Origin of the sequence: Acinetobacter sp. Brlt_5 (genome assembly GCF_051949055.1) — a bacterium.
Lineage (GTDB): Bacteria > Pseudomonadota > Gammaproteobacteria > Pseudomonadales > Moraxellaceae > Acinetobacter > Acinetobacter indicus.
The window spans coordinates 20,775-43,737 of record NZ_JAYJLP010000013.1 but is presented as its reverse complement, the minus strand read 5'-3'; the positions used below and the strand labels follow the sequence as shown (position 1 = coordinate 43,737).

Sequence of the window (22,963 nt, the reverse complement as noted above, 5' to 3'; positions counted from 1 at the left end):
TGCTGTTGCGGGCATCAATGAGTATCTAACTTTTTGAATCCTTTAACTAAAGTATCCAATTCTTTTAATTGCGCCAAGAATGGCTCTAGCTGTGACAGACGCAGCGCACACGGGCCATCACATTTGGCCACATCCGGATCTGGATGCGCTTCCAGGAATAAACCTGCAAGCCCGGTCGCCATACCGGCACGCGCCAGTGTGGTGATTTGCGCACGGCGACCACCTGCTGAATCGACACGACCACCCGGCGTTTGCAGCGCATGGGTCACATCGAAGAAGACCGGCACATTCATTTCTTTCATGATGTCAAAGCCCAGCATATCGACCACCAGATTGTTGTAACCAAAGGCTGAGCCCCGTTCACAAAGAATCAGCTTGTCATTACCAGCTTCCAGACATTTATGCAGGATATGACGCATTTCATGCGGCGCAAGGAATTGGGCTTTTTTAATGTTGATGATGGCCTGTGTTTTGGCCATAGCTTCAACTAAATCGGTCTGACGGCTTAAAAAGGCAGGAAGCTGAATAATGTCAGCAACTTCAGCCACCGGCGCAGCCTGATACGGCTCATGCACGTCGGTGATAATCGGAACATTGAAGTGTTTTTTGATGTCTGCCAGCCACTCAATCCCTTTTTCCAGGCCTGGGCCACGGAACGAGTTCAGGCTTGAACGGTTGGCTTTATCAAAGCTGGCCTTAAAAACGTAAGGAATATTCAAACGTGTGCAGATATCAATATAGGTTTCTGCAATTTCAAAGGCCAAATCTTTGGACTCAAGTACGTTCATGCCGCCGAATAGTACAAATGGCAAGTGGTTTGCCATTTGTATATCGCCTAAACGTACAACTTCTTGTGCTTTTAATTGTGACATTTAAACTTCCTGGTTTATTCCTTTTACCGCTTAGTGCTTGTTTTGGTACTGCTTTTTGGCAGCATCAATAAAGCTTGCAAACAGCGGATGTCCATCACGTGGCGAGCTGGTAAATTCTGGGTGGAATTGTACTGCAATAAACCAAGGATGTTGAGGGATTTCAACTGTTTCCACCAAGTGCTGTACTGGTGAATAACCTGAGATTTTCATGCCTTTTTCTTCAAGAACAGGAATATAACGGTTATTCATTTCATAGCGGTGGCGGTGACGTTCAATAATTTCTGCTGAACCGTACACTTCACAGGTTTTGGTGCCTTCAACCAGTTCTGATTTTTGTGCACCTAAACGCATGGTACCGCCGAGGTCAGAATCAACTGAACGCTGCTGTACTTCACCACGCTCATCTAACCATTCGGTAATCAGACCAATTAATGGAGATTTGGTTGAGCGGTTAAATTCAGTTGAAGTCGCATCTGCAATACCGGCAACGTTACGTGCGTATTCGATTACGGCAAGCTGCATACCTAAACAGATGCCCAGGAATGGAACACCGTTTTCACGTGCATAACGGATGGCCGCCATTTTACCTTCAGTACCGCGCTCACCAAAGCCGCCAGGGACCAGAATTGCGTCAGCATCTTTCAGTACGGCTGCAACGTCCTGGCTTTCAAGGTCTTCTGCATTGACATAGTCAATCTGTACTTTGACACGGTTTTGAATACCGGCATGCAATAATGCTTCGTTCACCGATTTATAGGCATCTGGCAGTTCAACGTATTTACCGACCATCGCTACACGTACGGTGTATTCCGGATTCAGTAAGGCTTCAACCACGTTATCCCAGTCAGACAGGTCTGCTTCTGGCACATCAAAACCAAAACGTTCACAGATCAGATCATCAACATCCTGCTCATAGAAGGTACGTGGAATTTGATAAATGGTTTTGGCATCTTTACACACCACCACTGCACGCGCTTCAACGTTGGTGAACAGTGCAATTTTGCGGGTAGTATCTGCGTCTACATCGTGCTCAGTACGGCAGATTAAGATATCTGGCTGAATACCGATTGACAGTAATTCTTTAACCGAGTGCTGGGTTGGCTTGGTTTTTAACTCTGCTGCAGACTTGATGTATGGCAACAGGGTTAAATGCATCAGCATGGTACGTTTATGACCGAGCTCAACCATGAGCTGACGGACCGATTCCATGAATGGGAGAGATTCAATGTCACCGACCGTGCCGCCAATCTCAACAATGGCAACGTCATAACCTTCACCTGCGCGAAGGACACGCTCTTTAATATTATCTGTGATGTGTGGAATCACCTGAACGGTGCCGCCCAGATAATCACCACGACGCTCTTTATTTAAGACGTCTTGGTACACGCGACCTGATGTGAAGTTGTTTAACTTCGTCATCTTCGCACGACGCAAGAAACGTTCGTAATAACCCAAGTCTAAGTCAGTTTCAGCACCATCCTCTGTGACAAAAACTTCACCATGTTGGAAAGGACTCATCGTCCCTGGATCGACATTGATGTATGGATCCATTTTGACCATGGTTACTTTCAAACCACGGGCTTCTAAAAGTGCAGCAACTGAAGCAGCTGAAATACCTTTACCTAGTGATGAAACAACACCACCAGTCACGAAAATAAAATGGGTCATTGGGTTTCTCGTACAATCGAGCCTAAACTGGCCTGCAATGTTGCGCAATTTTACTTTACTCTGCACCTATAAAGCAAAGTCATTCCGCATCAATTCATAGAACAATAAACAATTGGCTATTCTATCAGCATTTCCGATAAAAAATTAGATTTTATTCATAGGATTTTCATCTGATTTTTTGCTGTTATAATACGCGCATCTCGTTGAACCCTCCTTTTTTAGATTATGAACAAAAAATTTTTGATTTGTGGTGCAATTGCAACCAGTTTATTCCTGAGTGCCTGTGTTAAAAAAGAAGCACCTCAGGAAGAAGAACAGGTTGAAGTTGAGGTTCAGCAAACTGAGCAGATCACTGAGCCAGCCCAGTTCGAGCCACTTGAAGCAGAAACGCCAGAAGTGTCTGAAACTGAAGCGCCAGTGGAATACGAAGTTGAACGTACTGAAACTGAAAACACCACAACCGAAATTCGTCGTGAAGTGACGCCGCGTGAACCTGCGCCAGCCCCTCAGCCAGCTCAGGCCGCTCCTGCTGAAGACAAACCGGTAGAAGCCCGTCCAGCCAACCCGGACCCGGACAGCCAGTCACAAGATGACGCTGTTGCCGCAGCTATTGCCGCAGCAACCCCAGCGCTTGAAAACTGATTTCAGCCTTCAAGCACTGTTGCATAAAAAAACCCAGTCCATGTACTGGGTTTTTTATTGGCCTTTTTATGAAGCTGTTCCATTCAGGAATAAGAACGTTCACCCTGTTGATGCTGGTTCTTTAAATAATCAGCCATTAAACGTGTGGCCCAGGACTGTGGCGCACCTAAACCTTCATAAAAACCGCAATGACTGCCCTTTTTGGTGGTCACCACCATAATATTCGGCATTTTCTGAATACTTTCTTTATACGGTTCCAGATTTTTAATATGACAAACCGGATCATCTTCGGCGTTTAAAATCATCAGGGGAATTTTGACATTCTGGAACACATAAATCGGGTTAATGGCTTTGCTATAACTTTCATAATCATGATAGCCGGCCATCTCAAAATAGGCCTGTTCAAATTCGGCCAGGTTTTGCGCGGTAATGACTTTGGCCAGCGATTTGGTTTTCTGCCAGCTACTCCGATAAGGATCAATAAAGGCCTGAATCACCTTTTTGGTCATGACCTTACTATAAAACGGATGAACATGGTTAAAGCCAATTTCGGTGTCATACCCCGGGCACAGTGCAAAAGCAGCTTTTAGCGGCGTTTTGTCGCCTTCTTCACCTAAATAACGCACCAGCAAACCGGTACCGGCCGATGAACCTACCCCATATAGGGCAGAAACCGGGAATTTTTGCTGAATAAACTGGATCTGTTCCCGTAAATCTTCGGTGGAACCAAACAGGCAGATTTTTGGAACCGGCATAGGCAAGTTGGCATGACCACGGCGTAAACATAAGGCAATACGCCAGCCGGTCTGCTGATGTAAATCCCGCACCAGCTCGCTCATGCTCTCGGCAGTTCCGACAATGGTGTGCATTACAATAATGGTTGGGGTGCGTGGTGGCAGATGCAGACCGTACCAGGCAATAGCCGTTACGCCACCATCGGACATGTTCAGCTGTTCAATGGCATCGTAATGCAGACGGATGGTTTTTTTCTTGATTAAGTCAAAATAAAGCAGATGCGCATGGGTATTGGACAGCCACGGGGTTGGCCGGTATTTCTGTTTCAGTTGCGGTAAAACATCTATACAGCGCCGGATTTGACCTTCGGGATTAAAATATAAGGTCGGTTCTGCGGCGCCGGTCCATTCATCAATCAAGCGCTGGGTGAGCTGGGCCATTTTCTGGATCACAAATTTCATGTTTTGTTCCCCCCTTTTATGGTTTGGCTTATATCATGCTAGTTCTCTCATGTTATGAAGTCAGTTGAGTTCAGGGCTTAGATCAGGTGGGCATAAATTGTGCCATCCGTTGTCCCATCTCGGCAGCCAAAGCTTCGAGGCCGCTTTTAGGACGAATCATCACTTCAAAATCAATAATCTGACCTTGCTCATTGAAGCGGATCATATCAATACCCTTGAGTTTTTTATCTCCCACCTGGGCAGAAAACTCAAGCACAACATTGTTACCGTCTGCAGCATAAAATTCACGGTGATAGCTAAAGTTCTCAAAGACCTGAATTACATTGGTCAGAATAAAAAACACCACCTGCTTGCCGGCATAAGGCTGATAGGCCACCGGAGAACGAAACACCACCTCATCGGCCAGCAGTTCATTCAGGATGGCCATATCACGCTGTTCAAGCATCTGGTGCCAACGGGCAATGGCAGTTTTGGTAGTGTGTAAAGTCATTTTGGGGTCCTTTTTTGTTTTGATATTTCATTGCTATATAAAATCCCCCTGAGAAAGTTTTAAAGCATTGCTTTAAAACGAAGTGCAAGAAAGGGGGATTTAGGGGAATTTTTCTACAAAAATCCCGCCCCCCTTTTTCAAAGGAAGGAGTTGATTCTATTCAGCGAATTCCCTCGGCTTCCAAAAGACGAGCAACCCTGCTGCACAGGGCAGAGGCGGTTATTCAGCCTCTCCCCAGCGCTCTTCCATAGGGAGAGGGAGAAGGAATTAGATTAAATTTTCGCCGCCAACTCTGCACCCTGACGGATTGCGCGTTTGGCATCTAGCTCACCGGCTTCCTTGGCACCGCCAATTAGATGCACATTTTTACCCGCAGCTTGCAGCTGATCGTACATGGCGGTATATGATTCCTGTCCGGCACAGATCACCACGTTTTCAACTTCCAGCAGCATCGGCTGGTCATTGACCGTAATATGCAGGCCCTGATCATCAATTTTCTGATAGCTTACGCCTGCCATCATTTTAACATCGCGGTTTTTTAAGCCGGTACGATGAATCCAGCCGGTGGTTTTGCCCAGGCCTGCTCCCACCGAAGATGCTTTACGCTGCAATAAATAGATTTCATGATTGGAGGCTTCTACCTGTGCCGGTTTCAGGCCACCGACATGCTCATATTCGGTATCAATCCCCCATTCATCATAGAATTTTTCCGGATTCAGACTGCCACTTTCACCAGCATGACTTAAGTATTCTGCGGTATCAAAACCAATTCCACCAGCACCAATAATCGCAACCCGTTTCGCCACCGGTCGACGCTCTTTCAGCACATCCAGATAGCTCAGAACTTTAGGATGATCAATTCCTTCAATCTCCAGCTGACGTGGAGTCACCCCGGTTGCCACCACAATTTCGTCAAAACTGCTTTTGCTCAGCTCATCAAAGCTGGCCGTATGGTTCAGTTTTAGCTGAATGCGTGGCTGCAACTCAATTTGACGTTTGAAATAACGCAAGGTTTCATAAAACTCTTCTTTGCCCGGAATGGTCTTGGCAATATTAAACTGCCCGCCAATCTGGTTAGAGGCTTCAAAAATCGTCACTTCATGACCACGGTCTGCCGCATAAATTGCAAAGCTTAAACCGGCTGGACCCGCTCCAATCACCGCAATGTTTTTCGGCTGGCTGGCTTCTTTAAAGATCAGTTCGGTTTCATGACAGGCACGCGGATTGACCAGACAGGAAGCAATTTTCATGGAGAAAATATGGTCCAGACAGGCCTGGTTACAGGCAATACAGGTATTAATTTCATCGCTACGGCCCTGCTCGGCTTTCACCACAAAATCGGCATCTGCCAAAAATGGACGCGCCATCGACACCATATCGGCCTGGCCAGTCGCCAGTACATGCTCTGCCATTTCCGGGGTGTTAATCCGGTTGGAGGTGATTAAAGGAATTTTGACTTCACTTTTGAGCTTTTCTGTGACCCAGCTAAAAGCCGCACGCGGCACTTTGGTGGCAATGGTCGGAATACGTGCTTCATGCCAGCCAATACCGGTATTAATAATGGTCGCACCCGCTTTTTCAATTTCTTTGGCCAGCTGCACCACTTCTTCAAAACTTGATCCGCCTTCGACCAGATCCAGCATTGACAGACGATAGATAATAATAAAGTTTTCACCCACTTCAGCACGGGTACGTTTCACGATTTCAATCGGAAAGCGAATCCGGTTTTCATAGCTGCCGCCCCATTCATCATCACGATGATTGGTGCGCTTGGCAATAAACTCGTTAATCAAGTAGCCTTCCGAACCCATAATTTCAACACCGTCATAACCGGCATATTTGGCCAGCTTGGCACAGTTGGCAAAATCGGCAATGGTCTGCTGTACTTCGGCCGAGGTGAGTGCATGCGGTTTAGACGGGTTAATAGGCGCCTGAATCGCGGATGGCGCCACAATATCCGGCTGATAGGAATAACGTCCAGTATGCAAAATCTGCAAGGCAATTTTACCACCCGCTTCATGCACGGCTTGGGTGACCACTTTATGTTTTTCAGCTTCGGCCAGGGTGTCGAGTTTATTGCCGCCTGCAAAGGTTAATCCAGCATCATTTGGAGAAATCCCGCCGGTCACAATCAGGCCTACGCCACCTTTGGCGCGCTCTGCGTAGAATGCTGCCATCCGTGCATAACCATTGGGTGCTTCTTCAAGCCCCACGTGCATAGAACCCATAAGTACGCGGTTTTTTAAGGTGGTAAAGCCTAAATCAAGCGGGGCTAACAGATGCGGATAATTCGACATATTCTCTCCTTGGGTGGCCCAAAGCGGGCTATTTTTATGTTAATGCAACTTGTTGCATAAATTTATATGCGAATTTTGACTTTTATGCAACATGTTGCATAATATTTTAGATTCATACTTGCATGATCTCATCTATGTCTTTAGCCCATGTGTTACTCACCAGCCTGATTGAAAAACCCAGTACGGGCATTGAACTAGCCCGGCGCTTTGATCGCTCGATGGGCTTTTTCTGGAATGCCACCCATCAGCAGATTTATCGTGAATTAAACAGCATGCTCAGCAAAGGCTGGATTTCTACTTTGGCTGAAGAAGATGCCCAAGGCCGTAAAAAAACCTATCAGGTCGAAGCCGCAGGTCGGGTCGAACTGGCCGACTGGATGGTCAAGCAAAGTCCTCCGGCGCAGCTCCGTGAAGAACTGATGGTGCGTTTACGGGCCGAAGCACAACTCGGTGGTAATGAGGTTTTGCCCGAGCTAGAGCGGCATTTACAGTTGCATCAGGAAAAATTGCAGCTGTATCAGGCGATTTATGCCAAAGACTTTGCCCAGCAGACCGACGAAAATCGTACCTTATATATTCATAAAATGATTTTACAGCTGGGTATCGAGCAGGAAATCGGCTGGATTCGCTGGCTGGAAGCGGTGATTCCGGCGCTAAAAGCTTTTGATCAACAACAATAAAATTTCAAGGAATGAAATCTCATGCCGTATTATGTCATGCCCGATGGCGAAGGTTTATTTGTGCGTGAATTTGGTCAGGGCCAGCCGGTGCTGGTGCTGTCCGGTTTGGGCATGCACAGCTGGCAATGGCTGCCGTTTTTGTGGCCGCTACGTAAACAGTTCCGTTTTATTATTCCCGACTGGCGCGGCTTTGGCAGTTCGAAACAGTGCCGGATTCCGGAGCTGGATGCCATTTCCAGCCACTGGCAGGATGTGCAATCCTTAATTCAGCAACTACAGCTGCAACAGTTTATAATCGTTGCCTATTCGATGGGTGCGACCACTGCCATGCATGGTATGCAATATGGACAGCTGGCAGCGCAGTTAAAAGCTTATTTGCATATTGATCAGACCCCGAAAATCATGGTGGATGAACACTGGGCCTATGGCCTGTTTGGCCAGCAGCACAGCCGCTTCAAACAGATCTTATCCGAACTGTCCGCGCTATTTACGGAACACGCACATCTCCAGTGGATTCACGATTTAAATGATACGGCCAAAGATCAACTGTTTGCTTTATGGATGCAGTTTATTGAGCTGCAAAATAACAACCCTCGCCAGCGAGCCATCTTTTGTAAAATCCTGCAACAGCCACGTTTGCAACATCTGCTGTTACCCTCATCTCGACTGGACTATATGACTTGGTATATCCGCAACTATTTAGAACATGCCGAAGATTATCGTGAAGCCTTAAGCCAGCTGAACTGTCCTACGGTGTTTTTTAGCGGGGTGCAATCGGTGCTCTATCCGGTACAGGGACAAACCCTGATTGCCCAAAGTGTGGCACAGGCACAGCAGGTGTTGTTTGAAAAATCAGGGCATACTCCGCTACTGACTGAGCCGCTGAAATTTACCCGCGAACTTAAACGCTTTTTATTGCAGCATCAGTAAATATCTACATCAATATTTATAGCTGAATAAAAAAAGCCGAACGGTGTAAGGTTCGGCAAAAAGCAAGTGAAGACTAACAATCAAGGCAAAGCACTAGGCAATTTTCCCATCAATAATGCCCTGCTGTTTTAAAGCCTGCAGTTCTTCAGCAGATTTAAAGCGGGACAGAATATAGGCCGTATGTTCACCCAGTTGCGGTGGTGCCTGCCGGTATTCGACCGGTGTATCTGACAGCTTGATTGGTGATGCAATCATTTTAAATTGCGCATTTAAACTGTGCGGCAAATTGACCAGCATCTGCCGATGCTGAATTTGCGGCTCAGCCAAGGCATCTTCAATCGAGTTAATTACACCGACCGGTACTTTGACCGCATGAATCCGGCGTACCCATTCCTCTGCATCCTGACTCAGGAAAAATTCAGCCAGAGCTGGAATCAGCTCATCGCGGTATTTGACCCGGTCCTGATTACGTAAGAATTTCGGATTGTTCAATAATTCCGGATAACCAATGGCCAGACATAGGTCCTTGAACTGTTTGTCATTACCACAGGCAATAATAAATTCCTTATCTTTAGCCTTAAAGGTTTGATACGGCACAATATTCGGGTGTTTATTGCCCATGCGCTGCGGTGACTGGCCACTGCTCAGATAATTCATGCCCTGATTGGCCAGCGTTGCCACCTGAACATCCAATAAAGACAGATCAATATATTGTCCACGTCCGGTATGATGCCGCGCCAATAATGCTGCCTGAATCGCCACCGTGGCATACAGTCCGGTCTGAATATCCACCACCGCCACACCGACCTTCTGTGCACCACCACCCGGTTCATGATCCGGTTCGCCGGTAATGCTCATCAGGCCAGACATGCCTTGAATAATAAAGTCATAACCCGGTTCTGCTGCCCGCGGTCCATCCTGACCAAATCCGGTAATCGAGCAATATACCAATTGCGGATTCAGTTCACTCAGGCTGGCATAATCCAGTCCATATCTGGCCAGCGAACCAGCCTTATAATTTTCGATGATCACATCGGACGTTTTGACCAGCTCACGAATCAGCTGTTGGCCCTGTTCACTGGCAATATCGACACTGACCGAATATTTATTGCGGTTGGCACACTGAAAATAACCGGATTCACGGGTAGCGTTGCCCTGTGCATCGGGCATCCAGGGCGGTCCCCACATGCGGGTATCATCGCCTACCTGTGGCCGTTCAATTTTAATCACTTCTGCGCCTAAATCCGCCAGAATCTGTCCGCACCATGGACCCGCCAATACCCTGCTTAAATCCAGTACCCGAATTCCTTGTAATGCACCCATCTTATCCTCCGCTAGATCCGGGGGATGCTCCCCCGCGATCCTTTTATTTTTATTTAACTGTGGCTGGTTTCACGCTGACATCATTGCTGGCAGCCGCTGTTTGCCCCGTTTCCACGTTGGTGTTTTGCGCACTCAGACTGGCTTGCTGTGGATCATATTGACGCTCACGAATCAGCAGTCCTGGAATCACCCCGGCAATGAAGTAGGCGGCACCCATCACAATAAAGGCCATGGTGAAAGAGCTGCCTGCTGCAATCATCCCGATGGTTGCCGGTGCAATCGCTGCGCCCAGACGTCCCATGTTATAGGCACCACCAATGGCTGTACCGCGTACATCGGTCGAGAAGGTTTCAGCCATATAGGTGGCATTGACACCGTATGGAATCCCGTACAGGAAGCCAAAGGTCACCAGCAAGTAGGCAATATTGTCCGGCGTGTTAAAGAAGATGATGACTGGCAGGAAGGCCGCTGTACTGACCGTACCAAATACAAAGGTAATCCGGCGTCCGAACTTATCTGCAGCATAACCGGCCAGAATTTTACCCAGAATCATGGCGGTATAGGCACCGACCATATAACCGGTCAGGGCTTTAAAGTTCATGTTTAAATCGGTTTCCAGATAGGTCGGCATCCAGTTATTTACGCCATAATAACCAAACTGTAAAAAGGCCGCAGTAGTCATCCAGAGCAGGAACATTTTACGGTGGTTCTGATGGCCAAAAATACGCTTATAGATACTTTCAGACGGTGCAGCAGCTGGGTTTTCCGGTACGTGCTGAGGTGCCTCAAGTTTTAGTTCACGGCGTTTAATCTGTTCAATTTTGGCTTCCTGCCAAGAAGCTGGTTCTGGTACAAAGCGCATGAAGATTAAGGCAAAGCCGGCAGGAATAATAGTCACATAGAACAGCATACGCCAGCCATGATCGGGAATAATCGCCCCGGCCATGAGCGTCGCCACGATATAACCCACAGTCTGACCGGTCTGCAAAGTCCCCAGCACCGTGGTGCGGTATTTGGTCGGGACATACTCTGCCATTAAGGTATTACAGGCCATATACAGTGAACCTAAACCAAAGGCACCAATAAAACGTAAAATCATGAACTGTTCATAATTTTGGGTAAAACCTAAAATACAGGTCATGATCGAGAAAAACACCACCGACCAGGCAATGGTTTTGACCCGTCCAAATTTGTCACAGGCCCAGCCACCGGAAATGCCACCTAAGGCCATGCCGGCCAGTGACGCACTGCCGAGCATTCCGGCCTGAAACGTGGTTAAACCAAATTCTGCTTTTAAACTGGTTAAGCTAAAAGACAGCAGCATGATGTCTACGCCATCAATCACCAAAGACACAAAGGCAAAAATAAAGGCCAGTTTCCAGGTGTTTTTATTAATTCGATGGGCGGTACCCACATTCGATGGCAGTTTTAAGCCCAGTGTTCCGGCTTCAGCGTGTATATCGTTTTTCATCTTGTCGTTACCTCATTTTCCCAAATGAGTCACCGGTATTTTTTGCTATGGGTTCTGCCTTTCTGCTTTTTATTCTTTTTTATTCAGTAGCGCATGACAGCCAAAACTCGCCCACAGCAAGACCCGAGAGTCTGCCGATGAATCCTTTATTTACGTTATGAATCAGATTTTTTAGACACAACTATCCTGAGGATGTTCATCCTGAACATCCTGGCTATTTTTCTATGACATTAATTACAAAATGCAGCGATTCCGGTCTGTGCACGGCCCAGAATTAAGGCATGTACGTCATGCGTCCCTTCATAGGTATTCACCACTTCCAGATTCACCAGATGACGCGCCACACCAAATTCATCCGAAATACCGTTACCACCCATCATGTCACGGGCCAAACGGGCAATATCCAGCGCCTTGCCACAGTTATTACGCTTGATTAAAGATGTACCTTCAATCGAGGCAATACCTTCATCTTTCATGCGGCCAAAACGTAATGCGGCCTGTAAACCTAAAGCGATTTCAGTTTGCATATCAGCCAGTTTTTTCTGGATTAACTGATTGGCAGCCAAAGGACGACCAAACTGTTTACGGTCCATGGTGTACTGATGTGCGGTATGCCAGCAGAACTCTGCCGCACCCATCGCACCCCAGGCAATGCCGTAACGGGCACTGTTCAGGCAGGTAAATGGACCTTTTAAGCCACGAACTTCTGGGAAAGCATTTTCTTCTGGGACAAATACGTTATCCATTACAATTTCACCGGTGATGGAAGCACGTAAACCGACCTTGCCGTGAATCGCAGGCGCAGACAGCCCTTCCCAGCCTTTTTCCAGAATAAAGCCGCGAATGTCACCGACATTGCCTTCAGGTGAAACTTCTTTGGCCCAGACCACAAATACATCGGCAATTGGGCTGTTGGTAATCCACATTTTTGCGCCTGTTAAACGATAACCGCCATCGACTTTTTTGGCACGGGTAATCATGCTGCCGGGGTCAGAACCATGATCCGGTTCGGTCAGACCAAAGCAGCCAATATATTCACCCGTAGCTAATTTTGGTAAATACTTCTGTTTTTGTTCTTCCGAGCCAAATTCATTAATCGGTACCATCACCAGCGAACTTTGTACACTGGCCATAGAACGGTAGCCTGAATCAACACGCTCAACTTCACGGGCAATCAGACCATAGCTGACATAATTTAAACCGGCACCGCCGTATTGCTCAGGAATGGTCGGGCCCAGCAAACCGAGCTCGCCCATTTCACGGAAAATGGTCGGATCGGTTTTTTCATGACGGAACTGTTCTAATACACGTGGCATCAGCTTGTCCTGACAATAGGCCGCAGCAGTATCACGGATCATGCGCTCTTCTGCAGTCAGCTGCTGCTCCAGCAGGAATGGGTCTTGCCAGTCAAAATGTACTTTACGGCCTGAATGTGAATTTACCATTTGATTCATAGCTTCCTCTGCCTGAATGATGTTCTCGTTGTTTGTGTTGATACTATGTGTGAAAAATAATATTTTCAAACGAGATTTTTTAATGCAGATATGCATTCTCCGCATATCTTAAATAAGCATATTCATACTGGAGCTGCGCATCGCGCTAAAACCTGTGAAGAAACAATAAAAAATAAACAAATTGGCGATCATAGTGCCTTCATCTATGCTATTTTCAAATACCTGTGCAGATAAAGGATGATCTGAAATGCGGCGTAATATTCCCTCTTTACAGGCCTTGCTCTGCTTTGAGTCGGCAGCCAAGCATTGCAGTTATACTCATGCCTCGCAAGAACTGTTTATTACCCAGAGTGCGGTTTCCCGGCAAATCCAGCAGCTGGAAGAATTTCTTGGCTTAAGCCTGTTTATCCGGACCCGGCATGGAGTCGAACTGACGCCTGCAGGACAGCATTATTATAAAAGTATCAAACCCTATTTACTGGGGCTGGAGCAAAGCACGCTCGATGTGATGTCGCATAAAGGATTAGGTGGCACCTTAAAACTGGGTGTGGTACCGACCTTTGCCACGCGCTGGCTGGTGCCGAAGCTGCATCGTTTTAACCAGCGCTATCCGGAAATTACCATCCATTTGGAAACCAGCACCAAGCCGTTTTTATTTAATGAAAATATTTTTGATGCGGCCATTTATGCGGGCACGCAGCAGCAGATTGATCATTGGCCCGGAATCCACACCCATTTTTTAATGAAGGAAGATGTGGTGCCGGTGTGCTCACCGCAGCTGATTGCCCGGCATTTTCCTGCGGCACAAAAAAGCCATCGCTATGGTTATAACCTGGCTGCTGAACAATTACAGCAACTGCCCTTATTACAGCAAACCACACGACCGACCATCTGGCAGGAATGGTTCCAGACCCAGCAGATTGAGCATGCCCATCCGTATGATGGACAGCGTCATGAACTGTTTTCGATGCTGGCTGTGGCCGCCAGTCATGGCATGGGCATGGCGCTCATCCCGCAAATGCTGATTCAGCAGGAATTAACCAGCGGTGAACTGGTACTGGCCTCAGATCAGCAGCTCAGCGGCCGGCGCTCCTATTATCTGGTGCATTCTAGTCAGGAAAATTCAGTTTTAATTCAGAAATTTGTAGAATGGATGCAACAGGAAGTCACGCACAGTATCGCCACACAGGAATCTGCCTATGCCTAAACTGATTGTTTTCTCCGGCGCCGGAATGAGTGCCGAAAGCGGGATCAATACCTTTCGTGATAGTGAAGGATTGTGGGAACAGCATCGGGTAGAAGATGTGGCCACGCCGGAAGCCTGGGCCAAAAATCCGGTGCTGGTGCAGCGTTTTTATAATGAACGGCGCAAAAATATTCTGAATGCCCAGCCCAACGCGGCGCATCAACTGATTGCCGAACTGGAACAGTATTTTGATGTGGCTGTTATTACCCAGAATATTGATGATCTGCATGAACGTGCCGGTAGCCAGCAGGTATTACATTTGCATGGCAATATCCGGCTGGCCAAAACCTCCGGTCCCGATGCACAAACCACTACCCGCTTTTACCCGATTGAAGGCGCCGAGCTGGATTTGGAACGCGATGTCTGTGATGCGGGTTATCCGCTACGGCCACACGTGGTCTGGTTTGGTGAGGCGGTACCAGCCTATGCACAAGCGATTGAATGGGTGCAGGATGCCGATATTTTTATTGTGATTGGCAGCAGTCTGGCAGTCTACCCGGTGGCTGGTCTGGTTCATGAAATTCCGGCCAGCTGTCAGGCCTATTATATTGACCCGAAAGCCAATCAGCAGCGTTTACCGGCGCAATATGAATGTATTGCCGCCACTGCAACCCAAGGTTTGGCACAGTTAAAACCACGTCTGCTGGCGGCCCTGTAAGTTGAATCAAAACCATCGGCCAAACACAAAAGGCTCAAAACCAATATATGACCTTGAGCCTTTGCTGTTTTACTGAAGCAGTCAGTGTCTTAGCTGACTTGGGCAAAAACTGCTTCCGGTGGTGTTACCTCACTGACCAGACTATGCAGGGCAAAAATTTCATCCAGCTGTTCCTGAGTCAGTAATTCCTGCTCCAGTACCACCTGCTGAATGGTTTTGTTTTCAGCAATACACAGTTTCCCGATTTCATCACATTTGGCATGACCTAGAATCGGATCAAGCAAAGTGACAATACCGACGCTACGCATCACCGCATCATGGCAAGCCTGTTCATTGGCCTGAATGCCCTGAATACATTTTTCATCCAGACTTTTCATGGCTTGAGTCAATAACTGGATGGATTCATGAATCGACACGGCAATCACCGGTTCCATCACGTTTAACTGCAACTGCCCGGCTTCGGCCGCCATGGTCACGGTCAGGTCATTGCCAATCACTTTAAAAGCAATCTGGTTCACCACTTCCGGAATGACCGGATTGACCTTGGCCGGCATAATCGAAGAACCGGCCTGCAACTCCGGTAACCGGATTTCCCCCAGACCGGTACGCGGGCCAGAACTTAATAAACGCAGGTCATTACAGATTTTCGATAACTTCACCGCCAGACGTTTCAGTGTGCTGGATAAAATGATGAAAACCCCACAGTCGCTGGTGGCTTCGACATAATCTTCTGCGCCAATTAATGGCAAGCCGCTAATCTCTTTTAAAGCCTGCACCGCTTCCTGGGCATAGCCTTTGGGAGTATTTACACCCGTACCAATCGCGGTAGCGCCGAGGTTAATTTCCAGTAACAACTGACGGGTCCGGTCAATCAGTTTTAAATCTTCTTTTAACAAGGTGGCAAAGGCACGGAACTCCTGCCCCAAGGTCATCGGCACGGCATCTTGCAGCTGGGTCCGGCCCATTTTTAATACATACTGAAATTCAGCTACTTTCTTGTAGAAACTGTCAATCAGGTTACGCATCTGCACGAACAGATCATCCAGACTGTAATAAGTCGCTAAACGCAAGGCTGTTGGATAGACATCATTGGTCGATTGCGACTTATTAACATGATCATTTGGATGAATGGAAAAATAACTGCCTTTTTCCAGACCCAGATGTTCTAAGGCGATATTGGCAATCACCTCATTGCTGTTCATGTTAATCGACGTTCCGGCACCGCCCTGATAAACATCTAAAGGAAAATGCGCACGCCATGCAGCAGGCTGTTCAATCAGCTGGTCACAGGCATACTGAATCGCCTCAGCCACCTGCGGGGAGATTTTTTCAAACTGTAAATTGGTTTGTGCAGATGCCTTTTTCACCTGCACCAAAGCACGAATGAAATGCAGGTTTTCACCGACCTGCTGATTAGAGATCTGGAAGTTCTCCAAGGCACGCAAGGTATGAATACCATAATAACTGTCTGCCGGCACTTCTTTAGCACCTAGCAAATCATGCTCTATTCTTGTTTTCTCTGTCTGAACCGTAATCACACTGTTTACTCACTATTTCGCACCAATATTATGCATAAGAAAATCTTAAACCTGTGCCAGCCTGAAACTACACAAGATTGATACGCTTTTTGAAATATTTAATTACACATTCTTTCTGAATGTACGGGATGTAACATAATGTAAATTTACTCCATTTTTAAGCCAGATTTAACAGATTCTCTCCATATTTGCAAAAATAAAAATATTCACCGCTTTATTCAAAATTTTGACTTAATAATTTTCCGCTCATTGCTCCCATTTTTTCAATTGTATCTAAAGCTACAAACTGCAACATAAGACCGCTATAAATCCCGTCGAAATGTTACAGAACGTAATTTTAATTCCATGCTTGAATCAGCTCCTTGAAAAAATGCGCAAAAAATCATCTCGGATGGATGAACGCTTACAGACAAAGGATGGGCATATGAGTCAACTGAATCCCACATTAATTACCTTTATATTTTATATCGTGGCCATGATCGGTATCGGGCTGTATGCCTACAAGGCCACCACAGATTTCTCGGATTATATTCTTGGGGGCCGCAGTCTGGGCAGCGTGGTGACTGCGCTTTCTGCCGGCGCATCGGATATGAGCGGCTGGCTGCTGATGGGTTTACCCGGTGCAATCTATCTGGCCGGATTATCTGAAGCCTGGATCGCCATCGGCCTGATTATTGGTGCATGGTTAAACTGGCTTCTGGTCGCCGGGCGTTTGCGGGTTCATACCGAAGTACAAAACAATGCCCTGACCCTGCCAGATTATTTCACCAGCCGTTTTGGCGACCGCAAGAAAATCCTGCGCGTCAGTTCAGCACTGGTGATTCTGGTATTTTTCGCGATTTACTGTGCATCCGGCATGGTGGCCGGTGCGCGTTTATTTGAAAGCCTGTTTGGCTGGTCCTATACCACGGCGCTGTGGATTGGCGCGATTGCCACCATCAGCTATGTCTGTATTGGCGGCTTCCTGGCAATTAGCTGGACCGATACCTTCCAGGCCGGGCTGATGATTTTTGCCCTGCTGATTACCCCCATCATGACCTATCTGGCATTGGGTGATCATGGCCAGCAAATTGGTCTGTTACTGGAAACCGCACGTCCACATGCCACACAAATGCTGTCCGGTTTAAGTTTTATTGCCATTTTATCTTCCTTGGCATGGGGCTTAGGCTATTTTGGATAACCGCATATTCTAGTGCGTTTTATGGCGGCCGATTCGGTTAAAACCATTCCGGCGGCGCGTAAAATTGGTATGAGCTGGATGATTCTCTGTCTGGGCGGTGCGGTGAGTGCCGGTTTCATTGCCATTGCCTATTTCCAGCAATTTCCAGAACTGGCGGCTGTGGTGAATCAGAACCCGGAAACCGTGTTTATGGAGCTGACCAAAATCCTGTTTAATCCGTGGATTGCCGGGATTATTCTGGCCGCCATTCTAGCCGCGGTCATGAGTACACTCAGCTGCCAGTTACTGGTCTGCTCCAGTACCTTAACTGAAGATTTATACAAGGCTTTTTTACGCAAAAATGCCTCACAAAAAGAGCTGGTCTGGGTCGGCCGTTTTATGGTGCTGTTGATTGCAATGCTGGCAATCTGGCTGGCCAGCAATCCATCGAGTAAAGTCCTGGGGCTGGTGGCCTATGCCTGGGCCGGATTTGGTGCGGCTTTTGGTCCTCTCATTATTCTGTCGCTGTTCTGGAAACGCATGACCCTGAAAGGCGCGATTGCCGGGATGCTAGTCGGTGCGATGACCGTGATTGTCTGGAAAAATGTCATGGCCGATACCGGACTCTATGAGATTATTCCCGGCTTTATTCTGGCCAGCCTGAGTATTGTAATAGTCAGTCTGCTCGACCGGGCACCAAGTACAGAGGTGATTGAACGCTTTGAACAGTCAGATGCCGAGTACAAAAAAGCCATGCAGGAAATGAACAGCTAGCACAGCAATCTACCGAATTGATTGATCATCCATAAAAAAAGGAGCTTCGGCTCCTTTTGGGTTTTAACGGAAAATACAGACAAAGATGACGGTTTATTTGGCCTTGTGCTGATATTTCAGTTTCAATTGCGAGCTTTCCTTAATCACTTCCATCACCGGATAACTGCGGGTTTCTTTCACCCCCGGCAACTGCCATAAAATTTGCCCGGAAATCTTACGGAATTCTTCCATATTGGCGCAGCGGATTTTGACTACAAAATCGAAACCACCACTAATCATGTGACATTCCACAATTTCCGGATGCTGCAAAATCGCATCTGAAAATTCTTCCAGTACATTCGGTGTGGTTTTATCCAGCAGAATTTCCACAAATACCACAAAGCTGCTATTCAGCAACTCCGGATTCAGCTTGGCTTCATAGCCCAGAATAAAACCATCTTTGCTCAGTTTCTGTACCCGTGCCAGCGCAGCAGTTGGCGATAAATTGACGGCTTCGGCCAGTTTAATATTTGAAATCCGGCCATCTTTTTGCAGAATATCCAGAATTTTAATGTCAGTGCGATCTAGACTCATCATTCCATTCATAATCCGTATTTATCTCTAAAAATAACAAAAATTATAGTGAGTTATTCGGCATATTTTCTGTGATCATAAATTATATAAGGTACACCGTTCAACTAAAATATATCGTCACAGGATGTTGGCATGAACATGATGGATAGCGAAACCCATTTCGACGACGCAAAACCGCATTTGGATTACATCACTGAATTCAAAGAAAAAAATGAGGCAGAAATTGCCATCAATACCGCATGGCGTCGCCCTGAAAGTGAATGTGTCAGCCATTTACTCGAGCACAGTGAAATTCCTGATGCACTCAACAGCCAAATTTATGAGCTGGCTTTTCAGCTGGCCCACTCCCTGCGTGAACGTAAAAATTCCAGCGGTAAAGCCGGTCTGGTGCAAGGCCTGTTGCAAGAGTTCTCCCTCTCTTCACAAGAAGGCATCGCCCTGATGTGTCTGGCCGAAGCGCTATTACGTATTCCTGATACCGCAACCCGTGATCTGCTGATCCGCGACAAGATCAACCAGGGCAACTGGAAAGAGCATTTAGGTCAAAGTAACCTGATGTTTGTGAATGCAGCGGCCTGGGGCTTAATGCTGACCGGCAAGCTGATGGAAACCCCGAAACAGAACAGCTTAAGCGGTATTCTGACTGGCCTGCTGGCGCGCAGTGGCCGTGGTATTATCCGTAAAGCGGTAGATGTGGCGATGCGGATGATGGGTGAGCAGTTCGTGACTGGTGAAACCATTAGCGAAGCCCTGCAACATGCCGAACCGTTAGAAGAAAAAGGTTTCCGTTATTCTTATGACATGCTCGGTGAAGCGGCCCTGACCGAACACGATGCAGAGCGTTATTTTGATGACTATCAAAATGCCATCCATGCCATTGGCCAGGCCTCTAAAGATAAAGATGTTTATACCGGTCCGGGGATTTCGATCAAGCTCTCTGCCCTGCATCCACGTTATCAGCGTGCTCAAATTGACCGCGTGCATACCGAACTGTATGACAAGGTGCTGCAACTGGCGGTGCTGGCCAAGGACTACAATATTGGCCTGAATATTGATGCCGAAGAATCTGAACGACTGGAAATGTCTTTAGAACTGCTGGAACGTCTGTGTTTTGAACCGGCACTGGATAACTGGAAAGGCATTGGCTTTGTGATTCAGGCCTACCAGAAACGCTGCTTCTATGTAGTAGATTATGTGGTTGATCTGGCCAAACGCAGCCAGAAACGCCTGATGATTCGCTTGGTGAAAGGCGCCTATTGGGACAGCGAAATCAAGAAAGCGCAAATTGATGGCATGTCAGATTATCCAGTCTTTACCCGTAAAGTGCATACCGATCTGTCCTATATTGCCTGTGCGAAAAAATTACTGGCGGCACCGGAACAGATTTATCCACAGTTTGCGACTCACAATGCTCAAACGCTGGCCACGATTTATCATCTGGCCGATCCAGCGCGCTATTATGCTGGCCAATACGAGTTCCAATGCCTGCATGGTATGGGCGAGCCGTTGTATGAAAATGTGGTCGGCTCGAAACAGCAGCAGAAACTCGGTGTGCCGTGTCGTATTTATGCACCAGTCGGTAACCATGAAACCCTGCTGGCCTATCTGGTACGTCGTTTGCTGGAAAATGGTGCCAACACCTCTTTCGTCAACCGTATTGCCGATAAGACCCTGAATATTGAAGATCTGATTGAAAATCCGCATCAGACCATTTTAGCCACAGCTCAACAGGAACAGAAAGTCGGCCAGAAACATCCGGCGATTCCCTTACCGCATGAGTTATATGGCGAGCAGCGCGACAACTCTGCCGGCCTGGACTTAGCCAATGATCAGGATTTGGCGGCTTTAAACGCAACCGCGCAGAGTTTGCATCAGCATCAATGGACTGCCCAGCCGATGGGTGAAGGCTTAACCGCCGAAGACAGTGCCGATGTACACGCAATTTTAAACCCGGCGCAGCATCAGGATATTGTTGGTCATGTGCAGGAAGCCACTGCAGCACAGGTCAATCAGGCGCTGGAAAATGCGGTACAGGCACAAGCCGTCTGGGCCAATATTTCCAAACATGAACGCGCACAATGTCTGGAACGTGCTGCCGATTTAATGCAGGCACGCCTGCAACCGCTCATGCTGCTCCTCTGCCGCGAAAGTGGCAAGACCTATGGCAATGCCATTGCCGAAGTGCGTGAAGCAATTGATTTCCTGCGCTACTATGCCGCGCAAATGCGTGATCTGGACATCAATACCCAGATCATTCCGCTAGGGCCGGTGCTGTGTATCAGCCCGTGGAATTTCCCGCTGGCGATTTTTAGCGGCCAGATTGCCGCGGCACTGGTGGCTGGCAATACCGTTCTGGCCAAACCGGCCGAGCAGACCCCGCTGATTGCAGCGCAAGCGGTGCAGATTTTATGGGATGCCGGCATTCCGCAAAATGTACTGCAACTGCTGCCGGGACGCGGTGAAACAGTCGGTGCGCAGCTGAGTCAGGATGAACGGATTCAGGGCATTATGTTTACCGGCTCGACTGAAGTCGCCAAAATCCTGAATCAGACCGTGGCCAAACGTTTAAGCCAGACTGGTGGTGCCATTCCGCTCATTGCGGAAACTGGCGGGCAAAACGCCATGATTGTTGATTCTTCAGCCCTGACTGAACAGGTGATTCTGGATGCGGTCAGCTCTGCTTACGACAGTGCCGGTCAGCGCTGCTCGGCCCTGCGAATTTTATGTGTGCAGGAAGATAATGCCGACACGGTACTGACCATGCTCAAAGGTGCCATGCAACAGTTGCGCGTCGGTAATCCTTATGTGCTAAAAACCGATATTGGTCCGGTGATTGACCTGGAAGCGCAGAACAATATTGAGCGTCATATTGAAAAAATGCGCATTAAGGGCTATCCGGTGCATCAGTTGATGTGGAATAAGCAAAGCGATGCAAGCTTGCAACACGGCACTTTTGTACCACCAACGCTGATTGAACTGCCGCATCTGGATGATCTGGAGCGCGAAGTGTTTGGCCCGGTACTGCATGTGATTCGCTACCGTTATGGACAGCTTGATCAACTGCTGGCACAAATCAATGCCAAAGGTTATGGCCTGACCATGGGCTTGCATACCCGTATTGATGAAACCATTCATAGCGTGATTGCCCAAGCCGAGGTCGGCAACCTGTATATCAACCGTAATATTGTCGGTGCTGTGGTCGGGGTGCAACCTTTTGGCGGCGAAGGCCTGTCCGGGACTGGACCTAAGGCCGGTGGACCACTGTATCTCTACCGCTTAATGCAATACTGCTCGCAGAAAAAGCTGGCTCAACCATTTGCGGCGCAGGCTCAGCATCCAGCAGCAATGCCTGCCCTGTATAACCAATTGGTGGACTGGGTACAGGCCGAGTTCCCGCAGCAGCTGATTCAACTACCGGAAAAAATTGCCACGGGTCAGAGTTTTAACCTGACTGGCCCAACCGGTGAAAGTAACCAGTATACGATTTTGCCCCGCCATGCCGTGCTATCCCTGGCCGAACAGGAGCTGGATCAGATTCATCAGTTACTGGCGATTTTTGCAGTCGGCAGTCAGCCGGTGGTTCTGGCAGAAAACCGCTTCATGCTGAAATATCTGCCGAAAATGCCGCCAGAGATTGCCCAGCGGATTCACGTGATCCCAGACTTGCTGCATGGCGATTATGATGCAGTGCTGCATCATGGCAGCTCGGCGCAATTGCTGGAGTTACAGCAAACGGTAGCGCAGCGTGCCGGAGCGATTGTCGGCATCAGCCATCTCAAACCGAATGATCCGAAAATTCCGCTGGAACGTCTGGTGATTGAACGGGCCATCAGCATTAATACTGCTGCAGCTGGAGGGAACGCCAGCCTGATGACGCTGGATTAAAGCCGCTCCTTTTCATGGTGTTATTCCTCTTTGCCAAACCAACTCTCCCTGGTCTCTGTTGGTTTGGCTTTTTTTATCTTTGCTCTCGCAAGTGATGTATTTCCCGG

At 47.8% G+C, this 22,963-nt stretch carries 16 protein-coding genes and 1 pseudogene; 7 read left to right on the top strand and 10 right to left on the bottom strand.

Going from position 1 to position 22,963, the window contains the following annotated elements; genetic code table 11:
• Positions 1–14: 14 nt before the first annotated feature.
• A complete protein-coding gene (kdsA, locus tag VF685_RS09880) occupies positions 15–872 on the bottom strand; it encodes a 3-deoxy-8-phosphooctulonate synthase (RefSeq protein WP_163170187.1) in 858 nt (285 codons plus the stop codon).
• 30 nt (positions 873–902) lie between these two features.
• Complete coding sequence (locus VF685_RS09875) at positions 903–2,540, bottom strand: CTP synthase (RefSeq protein WP_005178510.1); 1,638 nt, start codon at positions 2,538–2,540, stop codon at positions 903–905.
• Between the two features lie 225 nt (positions 2,541–2,765).
• On the opposite strand from VF685_RS09875, the gene VF685_RS09870 reads away from it, so the two are divergent.
• Positions 2,766–3,182 carry a hypothetical protein gene (locus VF685_RS09870; RefSeq protein WP_005178512.1) on the top strand — a complete coding sequence of 139 codons (417 nt, stop codon included), beginning with the start codon at positions 2,766–2,768 and terminating at the stop codon, positions 3,180–3,182.
• An 83-nt stretch (positions 3,183–3,265) separates the two neighbouring features.
• Here the strand turns inward: VF685_RS09870 and VF685_RS09865 are convergent, their stop codons facing one another.
• From VF685_RS09865 to VF685_RS09855, 3 genes are all read right to left on the bottom strand, one after another.
• Complete coding sequence (locus tag VF685_RS09865) at positions 3,266–4,378, bottom strand: YheT family hydrolase (protein WP_160241247.1); 1,113 nt, start codon at positions 4,376–4,378, stop codon at positions 3,266–3,268.
• A gap of 82 nt (positions 4,379–4,460) precedes the next feature.
• Positions 4,461–4,868: a nuclear transport factor 2 family protein gene (locus VF685_RS09860; protein ID WP_286385067.1), complete on the bottom strand. Its 408-nt coding sequence runs from the start codon at positions 4,866–4,868 to the stop codon at positions 4,461–4,463.
• Between the two features lie 272 nt (positions 4,869–5,140).
• The gene (locus tag VF685_RS09855) at positions 5,141–7,165 is read right to left on the bottom strand and encodes an NADPH-dependent 2,4-dienoyl-CoA reductase (protein ID WP_005178520.1); all 2,025 of its coding nucleotides are present in this window, start codon (positions 7,163–7,165) and stop codon (positions 5,141–5,143) included.
• A gap of 134 nt (positions 7,166–7,299) precedes the next feature.
• Here VF685_RS09855 and VF685_RS09850 point away from each other — a divergent pair, with 134 nt between their 5' ends.
• Together VF685_RS09850 and VF685_RS09845 are read left to right on the top strand one after the other, a co-directional pair.
• On the top strand, positions 7,300–7,845 hold the full coding sequence (locus VF685_RS09850) for a PadR family transcriptional regulator (RefSeq protein WP_104489245.1): 546 nt from the start codon (positions 7,300–7,302) through the stop codon (positions 7,843–7,845).
• 21 nt (positions 7,846–7,866) lie between these two features.
• A complete protein-coding gene (locus VF685_RS09845) occupies positions 7,867–8,775 on the top strand; it encodes an alpha/beta fold hydrolase (RefSeq protein WP_163170188.1) in 909 nt (302 codons plus the stop codon).
• A gap of 93 nt (positions 8,776–8,868) precedes the next feature.
• Here VF685_RS09845 and VF685_RS09840 read toward each other — a convergent pair whose 3' ends face one another.
• From VF685_RS09840 to VF685_RS09830, 3 genes are all read right to left on the bottom strand, one after another.
• Positions 8,869–10,098 (bottom strand): CaiB/BaiF CoA transferase family protein, encoded by a 1,230-nt coding sequence (locus VF685_RS09840; protein WP_127800144.1) that lies wholly within the window; start codon positions 10,096–10,098, stop codon positions 8,869–8,871.
• Between the two features lie 49 nt (positions 10,099–10,147).
• The gene (locus VF685_RS09835) at positions 10,148–11,569 is read right to left on the bottom strand and encodes an MFS transporter (protein WP_075174549.1); all 1,422 of its coding nucleotides are present in this window, start codon (positions 11,567–11,569) and stop codon (positions 10,148–10,150) included.
• A 230-nt stretch (positions 11,570–11,799) separates the two neighbouring features.
• Positions 11,800–13,023 carry an acyl-CoA dehydrogenase gene (locus VF685_RS09830; RefSeq protein WP_016659032.1) on the bottom strand — a complete coding sequence of 408 codons (1,224 nt, stop codon included), beginning with the start codon at positions 13,021–13,023 and terminating at the stop codon, positions 11,800–11,802.
• Positions 13,024–13,270: 247 nt separating this feature from the next.
• On the opposite strand from VF685_RS09830, the gene VF685_RS09825 reads away from it, so the two are divergent.
• Together VF685_RS09825 and VF685_RS09820 are read left to right on the top strand one after the other, a co-directional pair.
• Positions 13,271–14,230, top strand: a complete 960-nt coding sequence (locus VF685_RS09825; protein WP_005178537.1) for a LysR substrate-binding domain-containing protein — start codon at positions 13,271–13,273, stop codon at positions 14,228–14,230.
• Positions 14,223–14,927, top strand: a complete 705-nt coding sequence (locus tag VF685_RS09820) for an SIR2 family NAD-dependent protein deacylase (RefSeq protein ID WP_286385066.1) — start codon at positions 14,223–14,225, stop codon at positions 14,925–14,927. The genes VF685_RS09825 and VF685_RS09820 overlap by 8 nt, the downstream gene beginning before the upstream one ends.
• Before the next feature lie 89 nt (positions 14,928–15,016).
• Here VF685_RS09820 and aspA read toward each other — a convergent pair whose 3' ends face one another.
• Positions 15,017–16,465: an aspartate ammonia-lyase gene (aspA, locus tag VF685_RS09815; RefSeq protein WP_286385065.1), complete on the bottom strand. Its 1,449-nt coding sequence runs from the start codon at positions 16,463–16,465 to the stop codon at positions 15,017–15,019.
• Positions 16,466–16,889: 424 nt separating this feature from the next.
• Between aspA and putP the strand changes: the two are divergent.
• Positions 16,890–18,398: pseudogene (putP, locus tag VF685_RS09810) on the top strand (sodium/proline symporter PutP).
• A 93-nt stretch (positions 18,399–18,491) separates the two neighbouring features.
• On the opposite strand, the gene VF685_RS09805 reads toward putP, so the two are convergent.
• Positions 18,492–18,974, bottom strand: a complete 483-nt coding sequence (locus VF685_RS09805) for an Lrp/AsnC ligand binding domain-containing protein (RefSeq protein WP_005178547.1) — start codon at positions 18,972–18,974, stop codon at positions 18,492–18,494.
• Positions 18,975–19,103: 129 nt separating this feature from the next.
• Between VF685_RS09805 and putA the strand changes: the two genes are divergently transcribed.
• Positions 19,104–22,856, top strand: a complete 3,753-nt coding sequence (gene putA / locus VF685_RS09800; protein ID WP_440203626.1) for a trifunctional transcriptional regulator/proline dehydrogenase/L-glutamate gamma-semialdehyde dehydrogenase — start codon at positions 19,104–19,106, stop codon at positions 22,854–22,856.
• Positions 22,857–22,963 lie beyond the last annotated feature (107 nt).

Excerpts from the sequence above, each read along its gene's own strand:
- kdsA (WP_163170187.1), bottom strand. The coding sequence starts at position 872 with ATGTCACAATTAAAAGCACAAGAAGTTGTACGTTTAGGCGATATACAA.
- VF685_RS09875 (WP_005178510.1), bottom strand. The coding sequence starts at position 2,540 with ATGACCCATTTTATTTTCGTGACTGGTGGTGTTGTTTCATCACTAGGT.
- VF685_RS09870 (WP_005178512.1), top strand. The coding sequence starts at position 2,766 with ATGAACAAAAAATTTTTGATTTGTGGTGCAATTGCAACCAGTTTATTC.
- VF685_RS09865 (WP_160241247.1), bottom strand. The coding sequence starts at position 4,378 with ATGAAATTTGTGATCCAGAAAATGGCCCAGCTCACCCAGCGCTTGATT.
- VF685_RS09860 (WP_286385067.1), bottom strand. The coding sequence starts at position 4,868 with ATGACTTTACACACTACCAAAACTGCCATTGCCCGTTGGCACCAGATG.
- VF685_RS09855 (WP_005178520.1), bottom strand. The coding sequence starts at position 7,165 with ATGTCGAATTATCCGCATCTGTTAGCCCCGCTTGATTTAGGCTTTACC.
- VF685_RS09850 (WP_104489245.1), top strand. The coding sequence starts at position 7,300 with ATGTCTTTAGCCCATGTGTTACTCACCAGCCTGATTGAAAAACCCAGT.
- VF685_RS09845 (WP_163170188.1), top strand. The coding sequence starts at position 7,867 with ATGCCGTATTATGTCATGCCCGATGGCGAAGGTTTATTTGTGCGTGAA.
- VF685_RS09840 (WP_127800144.1), bottom strand. The coding sequence starts at position 10,098 with ATGGGTGCATTACAAGGAATTCGGGTACTGGATTTAAGCAGGGTATTG.
- VF685_RS09835 (WP_075174549.1), bottom strand. The coding sequence starts at position 11,569 with ATGAAAAACGATATACACGCTGAAGCCGGAACACTGGGCTTAAAACTG.
- VF685_RS09830 (WP_016659032.1), bottom strand. The coding sequence starts at position 13,023 with ATGAATCAAATGGTAAATTCACATTCAGGCCGTAAAGTACATTTTGAC.
- VF685_RS09825 (WP_005178537.1), top strand. The coding sequence starts at position 13,271 with ATGCGGCGTAATATTCCCTCTTTACAGGCCTTGCTCTGCTTTGAGTCG.
- VF685_RS09820 (WP_286385066.1), top strand. The coding sequence starts at position 14,223 with ATGCCTAAACTGATTGTTTTCTCCGGCGCCGGAATGAGTGCCGAAAGC.
- VF685_RS09805 (WP_005178547.1), bottom strand. The coding sequence starts at position 18,974 with ATGATGAGTCTAGATCGCACTGACATTAAAATTCTGGATATTCTGCAA.
- putA (WP_440203626.1), top strand. The coding sequence starts at position 19,104 with ATGAACATGATGGATAGCGAAACCCATTTCGACGACGCAAAACCGCAT.